The following is a 13104-nucleotide window of genomic DNA, read 5'->3' as shown; positions in this document are numbered from 1 at the left end:
GCCTGGCGCAATAGCGCAGCACAATCACCACCGGACGCTTGGTCCGCACTATTGCGGCCAGTGGAGCTTGCTGAAACACTGCCATTCCTGGTCACTTTCACCGCTGGTATCACGGCTGGCATAGAGGGTTATTCTGACCCAGGCCGCATAAGGTAGCTCCAAGGCGTTGAACACTGCCGCAGGCGGCATTTGCCCCGGCAGCAAAATCTCGGCCAACAGCAGCCGGATAACCCCGCTGTGAGTCAGGATCAGCGCTGCATCGGCGCTTGCTGAAGAACCAGAGCCTTCGGAAGAACTAACCTCTCTCGCAAGCCAGCGCTGCACCATAGTCTGCCAGCCATCCAACACCCGGCTACGAAAGGCTGGCAGCGATTCCCCGCCCGGCGGAGTATTGGCCACAGGGTCACGCCAGAAGGCTTCGGCCGCCTCGCTATGCTGCTGATAGACACTCGCCACCTTCATGCCGTCCCAGTCACCGAAGTCCAGCTCCCAGAGCCAGTCATGCTGCTGCAGCGGCGCCGGGAAATAGTCAGGCATATCGGCCTTGAGCTCGGCGGCAAAGGCCTGGCAACGCTGGGCCGGAGAGCTCAGCAGCGCCAGGCTTTCGGGCGCTTTCGGCAACTGTTCCAACGCACTACTGATAGCCCGCCAGCTACGCCACATTTGCGCTTTGCCCTCATCGCTCAGGGCCACATCACTGCGGCCGCGGATAATCTCGCCGCCTTCACATTCGCCGTGCCGCAGCAGATAGATATTCAGTTGCCTATGTTCAGTCACACACTTCTCCCATCAGAGTCCGGTGGTTACCGGACCAATTTAACCTTGCCGCAGGCCGCCGGAATCCGTATATTATGGACGTCTATACGTATAAATGTCCAAAATAACTTTCCGCGCCCACACACGCCTTTGGCTATCATGCCAGATAGTGCCCCGGGCGTCAGGTCGGCAGAGATGATGTCGCGGATGCCAAGCGCCGCGAATGTAAAACAGCAATAAGACAGGTATGAAAGGTAACCCTATGGCGACTTCACAGCACTCCCAAAGCCAGACAGAGCTCAAGCTCAAACAGACCCTCAAAGAGCGGATCCTGATTTTAGATGGCGCCATGGGCACCATGATCCAGGACTACAAGCTGGAAGAAGCCGATTACCGCGGCGAGCGCTTCAAAGATTGGCATTGCGATGTCAAAGGCAACAATGATCTGCTGGTACTGACCCAGAGCGAGATCATCAAGACCATTCACAGGGAATACCTGCTGGCCGGTGCCGACATCATAGAAACCAACACCTTCAACGCCACCACCATTGCCATGGCCGACTACGAGATGCAGAGCCTGGCGGCGGAGATCAATTACCAAGGCGCCAGAATCGCCCGAGAAGTGGCCGATGAAGTGGCCGCCGCCAGCGGTATTCCCCGCTATGTGGCCGGGGTGCTCGGCCCCACCAACCGCACCTGTTCCATCAGCCCGGATGTGAATGACCCCGGTTTTCGCAACATACATTTCGACGATCTTGTGTTGGCCTACAGCGAATCCACCGAGGCGCTGATCGCCGGTGGCGCCGACATCATTCTGGTGGAAACCATCTTCGATACCCTCAATGCCAAGGCGGCGCTGTTTGCCATCGAAAATGTGTTCGAGAAACTGGACCAAAGGTTGCCGGTGATGATTTCCGGCACCATTACCGATGCCTCGGGCCGCACCCTGACAGGGCAAACCACAGAGGCCTTTTACCATTCACTCAGACATATCAAGCCGCTGAGCATAGGCCTCAACTGCGCCCTGGGCCCGAAAGAACTGCGGCCCTATGTCGAGGAGCTTTCCCGTATCAGCGAGTGCTTTGTCTCGGCGCACCCCAATGCCGGTCTGCCCAATGAATTCGGCGGCTATGACGAGACTCCGGCGGAGATGGCAAGCGTGATAGGCCCCTGGGCCGAAGAGGGGCTGCTCAATATTGTCGGCGGCTGCTGCGGCACCACGCCTGCGCATATCAAGGCGATTTCTGAAGCCGTTAGTCTTCATGCACCAAGGCCGCTGCCTGAGCTGCCGGTGGCATGTCGCCTCTCCGGACTGGAACCCCTGACCATAGATGCAAGCAGCCTGTTTGTGAATGTGGGCGAGCGCACCAATGTCACCGGCTCGGCCCGGTTTCTCAAGTTAATCAAAGAAGGCCAGTACGAAACCGCGCTGGAGGTGGCCCGTGACCAGGTGGAAAACGGCGCCCAGATCATAGATATCAACATGGATGAGGGCATGCTCGACGGGGTCGAGATGATGCAGAAATTCCTCAACCTTATCGCCTCCGAGCCGGATATCAGCAAGGTGCCTGTGATGATCGACTCCTCCAAGTGGGAGGTGATTGAGGCCGGGCTCAAGTGCATTCAGGGCAAGGGAATAGTCAACTCCATCTCCCTCAAAGAGGGCGAGGCCAAGTTTATTGAACAGGCCAAACTGGTGAAGCGCTACGGCGCCGCCGCCATCATCATGGCCTTTGATGAACAAGGCCAGGCCGACACCCGGGAGCGCAAAACCGAAATCTGTACCCGCGCCTACCGGGTGCTGGTGGATAAGGTGGGCTTCCCGCCGGAAGATATTATCTTCGACCCCAATATCTTCGCCATCGCCACCGGCATAGAGGAGCACGATAACTATGCGGTGGACTTTATCGGCGCCATTGAAGATATCAAGGCCAACCTGCCCCATGCGATGATTTCCGGCGGGGTGTCCAACGTTTCTTTCTCCTTCCGCGGCAACAACCCGGTGCGGGAAGCCATTCATGCCGTATTCCTCTATCACGCCATCAAGGCGGGTATGGATATGGGCATAGTCAACGCCGGTCAGTTGGCCATCTATGATGATATCGACCCTGAGCTGAAGCAGAAGGTAGAGGCCGTGGTGCTCAACCTGCCGTGCCCGGTTGCCGACTCCAGTAACACAGAGCAGCTGCTCGAAGTCGCCGAGAAGTATCGCGGTGGCCCGGGCGGCGCAGGCAAGAAAGAAGATCTCGAATGGCGCAAGTTGCCGGTCAACAAACGCCTGGAACACGCGCTGGTGAAAGGGATCACCGAATACATAGATGTCGACACAGAAGAAGCGCGCCTGCAGGCCAGGCGGCCGCTGGATGTGATTGAAGGCCCGCTGATGGACGGCATGAACGTGGTGGGCGATCTCTTTGGCGCCGGTAAGATGTTTCTGCCGCAGGTGGTCAAGTCCGCCCGGGTGATGAAAAAGGCGGTCGCCTATCTCAACCCCTATATCGAAGCCGAAAAAGTAGAAGGCCAGAGCAACGGCAAGGTGCTGATGGTCACGGTCAAGGGCGATGTTCACGACATAGGCAAGAACATAGTCGGGGTGGTGCTGGCCTGTAACGGCTACGAAGTGATAGATCTCGGTGTCATGGTGCCGGTGGAGAAAATCATCGAAGTCGCCAAGGCCGAGAAGGTCGACATCATAGGCATGTCCGGGCTCATTACCCCGAGCCTGGATGAGATGGTGCACAACGTTAAAACCTTCGAGCGCGAAGGTCTGACCCTGCCGGCGGTTATCGGTGGTGCCACCTGCTCCAAGATCCATACCGCTGTGAAGATAGCGCCTCATTACCCCCACGGCGCCATCTATATCGCCGATGCCTCGCGCGCCGTGCCCATGGTCAGCAAGCTCATCAACAATGAAACCCGCCAGGCCACCATAGACGAAACCTATCGCGAATATGAAATGATGCGCCAAAAGCGCCTGTCGCAGACCAAGCGCAAGCAGATAGTGCCCTTGCAGGTAGCACGGGATAACCGCTGCAGCCACGACTGGGCCAACTACCAAGCAGTGAAGCCCAACACCCCGGGGATCCAGGTGTTTGACGACTATCCGCTGGAGGACTTACTCGAGCGCATCGACTGGACGCCGTTTTTCCGCGCCTGGGAGTTGCACGGTCATTTCCCGCAAATACTGGATGATGAAGTCGTCGGTACTGAGGCTCGTAAAGTCTATGCCGACGGCAAGGCGATGCTGGAGCAAATCATCCAAGAGAAGTGGCTCACCGCCAAGGGCGTTATCGGCCTCTTTCCCGCCAACAGCGTCAACTTCGATGATATCGAGATCTACACAGATGACTCTCGCAACCAAGTGTTGTTGACCACCCATCATCTACGGATGCAGCTGGAGCGGGTGGGCAACCACAACTTCTGTCTCTCTGACTTTGTTGCTCCCAAAGAGAGCGGCGTGGCCGACTATATGGGGGGATTTGCGGTCACCGCCGGCCATGGCATCGATGCCCATATTGCCCGTTTCGAGGCGGCCCACGATGACTACAGCGCCATCATGCTCAAGTGTCTGGCCGACCGCCTGGCCGAAGCCTTCGCCGAGCGGATGCACGAGCGGGTGCGTAAGGAGTTCTGGGGTTATGCCAGCGAAGAAAACCTGGATAACGAGGCGCTTATTCGTGAAAAGTACAAGGGCATACGCCCGGCTCCTGGCTACCCTGCCTGCCCGGACCACACGGAAAAAGGTCTGCTTTGGCAGCTTCTTAAGCCAGATGAGTGTATCGACCTCGAGATCACCGAAAGCTTTGCCATGTACCCCACGGCGGCGGTCAGCGGCTGGTACTTTGCGCACCCGCAATCACGCTATTTTGGGGTAAGCAACATAGGCCGAGATCAGGTGGAAGACTACGCCCGCCGCAAAGGGATGACTGTGGCCGAAGCCGAGAAGTGGCTGGCGCCTGTGTTGGATTATGATCCTGAGTGATCTGACAGGCTCTTAAGCGAACAACTGAGCCGTTCAGGGGCTCTCATCTTTTCCCATCAGAGCCCCTGATTGCTGACCATTGTTCCGCTTTAAAACAAGCGCTCCCCAAAACCCGTTATTGTCTCCAATCACAGCCCTCTGGGCTTTCGTCCTGATGACTGGTGTAAAGGCGGCAAAAACATCAGCATCTATATCAGCGGTGTTGGATATCCCGAAGGATAATTGGCAATGAGTCAGCTTAGGTTCAGGAAGGATAAAAACATGCACTCCCCAACCAGCCAAACAAAACCTAACCAGCTGTTAAATAATAAAATTATAGAGATATGCTTGGGCCATCAACGGCTAGTAACGCCTTACATCCAAGCCGGTAAACTGACGCGGTGCACATATAGGACTTGTTCACAACTTGCCTAATAATTCCAACTTAGCCATTTTTAAATATATAGCATAATCAATCAGATATAGGCTTTTATAACGGTAATTCCTGCATCTTCCCCTCCCCTCATAGTTATCACACAAGATCTGAAGCTATCTCTGTGACAAGGCTCTTATTGTTCTATTTTTTGAGACAAAGAGACACACAGTTGCAGGCTTCTGCAAGCGCTTAACTTACCTTAAAGTATGACTCATCAACCCGATAAACATTCTGATAAAACGACTTAGCAGTCTTAGGAGTCTATGATGAAACTGAACAAAATAATGATGATGGCTGCAGGAGCAGCATTGGTATGTAGCAGTGCACAAGCAGTCGAAATAGAGTACTTCGCCGGGGCAGGCCTGGGCTACCAGGCTGATGAAATTGAGGGCGTAGTCAATAAAGACACCGAAGATATGAGCTATCAGGCACGTATAGGTATGCTGATTGAACAGCAACACCGTATTACCGGTACTTTTGGTTACATGGAAGATAAGTTCAGCGTTGCCGCCAACAACTACAAACAGGAGCAGTACAGCTGGCTGGTATCCTATGATTACCTGTTACCGGTACATAAAGATGTCAATCTGTTCGCCGGTGTCAGTATGGGCGCCAATGACAACAAGATTGCCGGCAAATCTTCAACTGATTTCGTCTGGGGTGGTCAAGTCGGTGTCCAGTACAAATGGAGTGAACATTTCTCCTCAGACCTTGGCTATCGTTACCTGGCCCAGGACTATGAAAAGAACGGCATCGAAATTAATGACAGCCAGCAAGTGTATTTGACCTTGGATTACAAGTTCTAAACTTTATTGACATGGTTTTCAAAGGGTACTGATAGTTTAAGTACCCGGGAATTTTAAACTCATTCTTCTTCATTCATCAATTATTGACCATTTGGCAAGTGCCAGTCAGCTTTAGGGCGACTGGCATTTTTTTTATCATGTTGATTTTTATCACATTGGTTGTTACTTAATGCCTATGCCCCACAGATAGGAGCTTAAACCAGCAGCAAATAGATTGATGGAAAGCAAGCGGATGGAAACAAGCTTTCAACAAGGCCGGATGCGATTATGTATATCGCTGAAAATTAAATAAAAAAATCCGATGACTGTTAGCCACCGGATTTTTAACTTTATAAATAAAACTGCAAACGCTCAGGCTAATAATTCACGCTTTACCTGAGCTGACTATCAGTAACCTCAGTCTTCCACTGGGGAAACTACAAACAGCAGATCGCCTTGGGAGACCTGTTGGCCATTGCTGTTGAGGATCCGCTCAATGCGATATTTCTTATCCTCTGGATACAGCTCGGCACCCTTGCGGTTGAAGCCTGCCAGTGTCACCTGAGAGAACATCTTCATCGCTTCGGTCAGTGCCAACGTCTGATCGACAGTCACTATGTCGCCTTCCTTGACGAAGTCGGCTTCGCCCGGTGCCGGAGAGGTATAGAAGATACCCGCGCCCTGAGCCAACACCTTGAGCTCGTTGGACTCACCCACACGCAGCGATTCAGTATCCACACCTTGAGTTTCGGCGGCGGCTTCCATTTCGGCGATCAGGGCTGGGATATCCAGCTCAGCCATCAGACGCGGCAGATAGTTGGTGTCATACACGCCTTCACGGAAGGTCTCGTCGGCCAGGATCCGCTTCAGCAGCGGGATGTTGGTGGCGATACCCTTGATGACCACCTGATCCAGATAGTCATACATCTTGGCAATCACATCGTCCCGGCTGTCACCGCGGATGATGATCTGGGCAATCAGGCTGTCGTAGTATGGCGATACTTCTTTGCCATCGGCCGCGATAGAGATGATTTCCACATCATCGCGCTCTGGCATCACGCACTCAGTGATAAGACCCGGGTTTGGCACCAGCTGCAGTATGCCCTGGCTGTCCAGAGCTGCCTTCTCGGCTGTCACCCGCACTTCCATCGCATAGCCGATTTCCTGCGGTTGCAGATCTTCAATGGAGCGACCGGCTGCCACATCGAATTGCGCGCTGACGATATCAATACCGGAAGTCGCTTCGGTTACCGGGTGCTCTACCTGCAGACGGGTATTCATCTCCATAAAGTAGACTTCGTTGGCATCCAGGTTATAGATGAACTCAACGGTACCTGCGCCCATATAGTCGGTGGCATCACCCAGAGCACGGGTGTATTCCATCACCTTCTGCTTGAGTTCTTCAGGCAGCATGGTGGAACCGGACTCTTCAATCACCTTCTGGTTGTTACGCTGCACCGAGCAGTCACGCAGACCCAGTACCTTGGTGTTGCCGAACTTGTCACGCAGCAGCTGAACTTCAATGTGACGCAGGGAAGTCACATATTTTTCCAGGTACAGATCACCGTTACCAAAGGCGGCAGCCGCTTCCGTGGAGGTTTTCTGGAACAGGCCAATCATATCCTCAGGGCGCTTAACCACTTGGATACCCTTACCGCCACCACCTTGTACCGCTTTGAGCAGTACTGGGTAGCCAATTTCATTGGCCACGTTCACCGCTTGTTCGGCGTTGGTCAAAATACCGTGAGAGCCAGGTACCACGGGCACATTCTGTGCCTGAGAGGTCTTGATGGCGTTGGACTTGTTACCCATGGTTGTCATCGAATGCACACTTGGGCCAACAAAGTTCACGCCGTTGTTCACACACAAGGCGGCGAATTGTGGGCTTTCCGACAGGAAGCCAATCCCGGGGTGCAACGCGTCTACCTGCTCATACTCGGCCACTTTCAGCACTGAGTAAGCGTTCAGGTAGGACTCGTCGGAAGTGTTACCACCGAGACAAACCAGCTTGTCGTTTTCCTTGAGCATGTCGGCAGGAACCGACGTCATATCAGGATCGGACGCCACCAGTACCACATTGATGCCATTGTCGTGCGCCTTGCGGATCAGTTTCACCGCTGTACAGCCTCGGGCGTGTACCAGCACCTTGTCGATAGGCTTCATCAGGGCACGAGGATCGTCCTGAACTATCTCTTCGCTGACCTCTTCTACTTCAACCACCAGAGTCGACAGCGCATTGGTCAGCACATCACTTATCTCGGCGCTTGGCATAGGCATCAGAGGATCTATGCTCTTGAGCTGTTCATCAAGTTGAGTGCTGAATGGGTTGTTGACCAGGCCATTCATCGCTCCGGGCACCTTGGACAGGTAGTTGGACAGAGTCGAAGTGGATGGCAGGTACGCTGGTACCACCATCTGACCGGCAAACGGCATATTGGTACCGGACAGATAATAAGTTTGCACCAGAGGGTGGGTCACGAAGGATGCCTGGGCTCCACCGGTACAGTCACCGAAACCAAACATCAGCACTGGCAGTTCGTTGTCACGCACGAAACGGGTAATACGGTCGTTCACCACAGCCATGGAGAACAGTGCAGCAGCCCCTTCTTTGGTCTGCATACCGCCGGAACTGATAAAGCAGATCACCGGCAGCCTGCGCTTGGCACACTCAATAAGCAGCGCAGAGAACTTCTCGGCGCTGGCCATATCGAAGGCACCGGCCTGGAAGGCGGTGTTGGATACGGCAACCCCGACACGCAGCGCCTTGCCGCCATGTTCAAAGTCCGCCAGACCCGTGATCAAACCACAGGGGCGAATGCCCTTGTCGAGAGCATCTTCAATAGAGAGACGGAAGCCAGGGAAATTAAGCAGGTTGGCCGACATCTTGTCGCCATTGATCTCATCGAAGTTCTTGAAGAACTTGGCGATGATATTTTCCCAGGTCATATTGCCGGCTTTCTTCTCGTCACGCAGCACCTTCTGGATCAGCAGATCCTGGTAACCCATGGTCAAACGGTTCCAGAAGTCCTTACGACGACCGATACGCACCGGGTTGATGGCACCTGTGTACTTGCCCTTATCCTCTTCGCTGTCGAAGTATTCCGGCAGCAGACGTTCAAAGAAGTAAGTCAGGATAACGAACAATGAATCGTTCAGCTGTGGGAAACCTACACTCTTCCACTGCTCTGTCTTGGTCAGCAGTTCGGCGCGGTTGGACTGTGACATGAAATACTTCAGCCACTTGTAGAACTTGCTCTTGTCGTTGGCGGTATCCTGAGTGGAAATCGCCCGGTCGATAGACTTGTGCAGCAAGCCATCAACAGACTGACGCGACAGGCTCTTGGCCATCATGGCTTCCTTGGCGATAGAGGCCAGGTTACCCACGACATTGTCGTACAGCGCGTTAAAGATCAGGATGTTGTAGCACTGCCAAATAAAGTCTTCACGCAGTTCTTCATTGACCACGACATCCAGTACTGTCAGTTGGTTCAGTTCAGGCCAAGGCGCCTGAGTCACTTCTGCCGGCAGAGTTTCCAGATAGTGGATAAGCCCCTTGAAGTTGTTGGCCGCATTACTCTTCCAACGGTGATACAAAGACCAACCAATGTTGAACAGCAGCGCCTTACGGGCCTTCTTGTAGTTCTCTTTCGGCTCACCCAGGATCAGACGGGTCAGCATGTTGCGCTCGGTGGAAACATCATCACGCTTGGAGATGAAGTTACTCCACAGCTTGTTGAGTTCTTCGTCGTAAACCAGCTTGTCCGGGCTGGACAGCCAAGCCTGGAACACCTTCTCCTGCTCCTTCTGGATCCTGGCCAACAGATCCCCTTCCGGCACACTCACCTTGGACAGGCGACCATACTGATCCATGGAGATGGAGTGAATACGGCTACGCAGAGTCAAATAACGCAGATAACGGTAGGCGCTGCCGAACAGGTTAAGGTGCATGGTCGGGCTGATGGCAACCGACATTTCCGAGTTGGATTCCAACGCCTTGAGGCTTTTGGAAGGCTCGAGGAAACGCTTGAGGCTGCGATCATAGTGTTCGCGCAGGTCATCGGATTCTTTTACAAACTGCACTGCGGCGCGTTCAATGGCTTCGATGGCGCTGATGATGGCGCGGCGCAGATTGTGCTGACGCTCGTCGCGATCATAAGGAGAGAAATCCACAATGCCGTCGATACAACCTGAGGTGTAGAGCTCTTCCGGGGACACGCCAACAGACTTGGCACACTCCTGCCATGAAAGGTTGTACTTGCGGGCAATGCTCTGCAGGCCCTGAGGCTGAATGGTGTTGAAAATACCATCGCGCAGCGACAACAGTATATTGGCCGCCGCCAGTGGAATAGCCCCGCCCGAATAACCGGCGCCAATCACTATCCCCAAAGTCGGTACATCGACGTTGGCACTTTCAGCAATCGCCTTGGAAATAGAATGCGCCTGGTTATGGCTATTGGCCACCTCACCAGCATCGGCTCCTGGGGTATCAATCAGGTAAACTATGGGCATGGACAATTCGGCAAAATGACGAATCGCCTCACAGGCCTGCAGGTGGTGCTCTGGCATCCAGGCACCGTTGGCCGTGGTGCGCTCCTGGGCAATAAAACCGATTCGGCGATTACGACCACCAAAGTTCAGCTCGATTTCGGCGCTGTAGAATGGGCCGTTGTGGCTCTCGGCGATCATCTTGCCTTTCAGATCAGCAATGATTCGCTTGGCACCTGGGCGGTTCTTGTCCTGGGTAGGCTGGATAACTTTGGCAACATAGCCATCCACATCCAACTGCGCCAATGACTTTAAGTTACTCTGGATGGCATCGTCATCCAACAGACCCTTTATCTCTTCTGAAAGGCTCTGTTTGCTGTGCTCTGGGAACAGCGAAAAATCCTTAGCCAAATGCTCCGCCTGCAAAAACAGGGGATCCGGAGTCTGGGCTTGAGTCGTGTTTGCGGGCTGCTTCTTGCTGGTCATCTATCGATCCTCTGCTAAGCCTCTGAAATTTTTTAGCCAGTAAATATACCTTTGTTATCCCGTCAAATGCCATTAAACTGCCTTAGACGCTATGTTCCATTTTTGAGACAGTAATAAAAACATGCCAGATTTGAATGGGATGCTCCTATTTGCAGCAGTGGTCAGAGCAGAAGGCTTCTCTCAGGCAGCCCGTGAAACCGGCCTGCCAAAGTCTACCATTAGCCGAAAAATCGCCCAACTGGAACAACAGCTTGGGGTCCGTCTGCTGCAACGAAATACCCGCTCAATAAGCCTCACTCAGGTGGGCGCGCTCTTTTATCAACACTGTGACAGCATCTGCAACGAAGTGGAAGCGGCAAAAGCCACAATCGAGAATACCCATAACGATGTTTCCGGTTCATTGCGGATTGCGATCCCGGTTTCATTCAGCCAAGAGTTAATCGCCAATCTCTGCAGCGGCTTTATGCGTCTCTATCCGGGGGTCGAACTGGATGTACAGTTTACCGATGCCGATGTGGGCTTGGTAGGCGAAGGCTATGATATCGCCATCAAGTATGGCCCACTGCAGCCTTCGGATCTTGTCGCCAGGCTCCTGTTTGAACGTCAGCCGATTCTGGTGGCAGGCCCCGGCTATCTCAAGTCCAAAGGAACGCCGGCAACCCCGAGAGATCTGGCCCGCCACGATGGTATCTTGCTGGGTACCTCCCGTTCGGCCCCCATCTGGCCGCTGGGCAAGGGTAGCCGCAAAACCATGGCCAGCTTCAGGCGCCGCACTCGGGTAAACAGTGCCATCATGGTCAAGCAACTGGCGCTGGATGACTTTGGCATCGCCATGTTGTCCCATTCGGTATGCAAGAACGAACTGGCCAGTGGCGCCCTGGTGCCGCTGCTGCAGGAGTGGCCCATAGAGCCCTTCAAGGTCTATGGCGTCTATTCCTCCCGTCGACAACTGGCGACCAATATCAGTGTATTTCTGGACTTCTTTACCAAGCGCTTCAACAGTCAGGAATCGCTGCAATCTTTGATGATGTAGCCAATCTTTGCAGATGAAAATAGGGCGAGGAATCAATAATACAGCACACAAGTTGGCCTTCTCTGACTTATTTTTTGGCTCTCTATATTCCAAGCCTGCCAAACTCAAGGCAGTAGCAGTTCCTGCTTGAGCACCTGTTTCACCAGTTGTTGGCGCAACGGTAACTGGCTTGCGGAGGTCAGATCCAGATTAATGGCGAAATAGACAGTATTGTCGTCCAACTCCAACCAACCGACCCACCAACCTATGGCCGGCGTTTGCTGTACACCATAGCCTGTCTTGGCGCGAATGATATAGTCAGTACTCGCTTCGGTCAGCATCATCTGTTTGACAATTCGCTGGCTGCGCTCAGACACAGGCAACTTGTTGTCATGCAGTTGCTGCAGAAAATCCACTTGTTGGAACGCCGTTATCCTAAGTTGACCGTCGAGCCAGAAGCTGTCCGCTTGGCCACCGATATTCTGATTACCATATTCCAGTTGCCGCACCATAGCTGCCATCACTTTGGGGCCTATCTCCCTGGCCAGCTGCTGATACACAGGCACCACGGAGTACTTCATTGCGGTGCGAAAACTCTGATCCCGGTTCCAGGCAGCAATTTCCCGAACTTTTCCGTCCCAGCTAAAACGACTGGTTTCATCGCGCACCGCCCCGGTTTGCAACGCAATCAGGCTAGAGGGGATCTTGAAGGTAGAAGCAGGAATAAAGCCTTCGGCGGCGCGACTTAGATTGTTGGATAGCCCCAAAGAACGCTTTTGATCCCAAAGCAGCAAACAGCCTTTAACACCTGCAGATTCAAACAACTTGTCCCAGCGGCGTACCTCTTGCCAACCCTCGACCGTGACCTCAGAGCCGACTTCACTGACCTTGGTCTGCGCCGCTGCCACTGCCTGCGTTTGCTGAGCCAATAAACACAGCAACATGGGCAGCAGCAAACGCTTACTCAGGCGCTTTCTGTGCAAACCTTTATTCATCTCATTCCCCTTTAATTCCCGGCGGTCAAAGCAACAAGCATACAATCCTGGAATGAATAATTATCTGGCAAAGCCCTGCTCAATTGTGGCAACAATCTGGCAAGGCAACAGATAGCTTTCCTGTTGCTGGCGAGTGTTGCATACTTAACAAACGCATTACTTTACAACTCTATAAGCGAAAGGAACTG

Annotated in this window: 6 protein-coding genes; 3 read left to right on the top strand and 3 right to left on the bottom strand. The window is 53.4% G+C overall.

The window, feature by feature from the left end; genetic code table 11:
* Positions 1 to 48: 48 nt before the first annotated feature.
* The gene (locus CX651_RS01005; RefSeq protein WP_101052775.1) at positions 49 to 777 is read right to left on the bottom strand and encodes a histidine phosphatase family protein; all 729 of its coding nucleotides are present in this window, start codon (positions 775 to 777) and stop codon (positions 49 to 51) included.
* Positions 778 to 1018: 241 nt separating this feature from the next.
* Here CX651_RS01005 and metH point away from each other — a divergent pair, with 241 nt between their 5' ends.
* Both metH and CX651_RS00995 read left to right on the top strand, forming a co-directional pair.
* Positions 1019 to 4738, top strand: coding sequence for a methionine synthase (gene metH / locus CX651_RS01000; protein WP_101052901.1), 3720 nt, complete (start codon positions 1019 to 1021; stop codon positions 4736 to 4738).
* Positions 4739 to 5416: 678 nt separating this feature from the next.
* Entirely contained in the window at positions 5417 to 5959 is a 543-nt protein-coding gene (locus tag CX651_RS00995) for an outer membrane beta-barrel protein (protein WP_224866062.1), read from the top strand.
* A gap of 396 nt (positions 5960 to 6355) precedes the next feature.
* Here the strand turns inward: CX651_RS00995 and CX651_RS00990 are convergent, their stop codons facing one another.
* On the bottom strand, positions 6356 to 10909 hold the full coding sequence (locus CX651_RS00990) for an ATP-binding protein (RefSeq protein ID WP_101052773.1): 4554 nt from the start codon (positions 10907 to 10909) through the stop codon (positions 6356 to 6358).
* Between the two features lie 121 nt (positions 10910 to 11030).
* On the opposite strand from CX651_RS00990, the gene CX651_RS00985 reads away from it, so the two are divergent.
* On the top strand, positions 11031 to 11942 hold the full coding sequence (locus tag CX651_RS00985; RefSeq protein ID WP_025008920.1) for a LysR family transcriptional regulator: 912 nt from the start codon (positions 11031 to 11033) through the stop codon (positions 11940 to 11942).
* 104 nt (positions 11943 to 12046) lie between these two features.
* Here the strand turns inward: CX651_RS00985 and blaOXA are convergent, their stop codons facing one another.
* On the bottom strand, positions 12047 to 12916 hold the full coding sequence (gene blaOXA / locus CX651_RS00980) for an OXA-55 family carbapenem-hydrolyzing class D beta-lactamase (protein ID WP_146225971.1): 870 nt from the start codon (positions 12914 to 12916) through the stop codon (positions 12047 to 12049).
* Between the last annotated feature and the right edge of the window lie 188 nt (positions 12917 to 13104).

The sequence above is a fragment of the Shewanella chilikensis genome (assembly GCF_002836945.1).
GTDB classification, from domain to species: domain Bacteria; phylum Pseudomonadota; class Gammaproteobacteria; order Enterobacterales; family Shewanellaceae; genus Shewanella; species Shewanella chilikensis.
The sequence above is the reverse complement of the archived record's forward strand: the minus strand, read 5'-3'. Positions and strand labels throughout refer to the sequence as shown.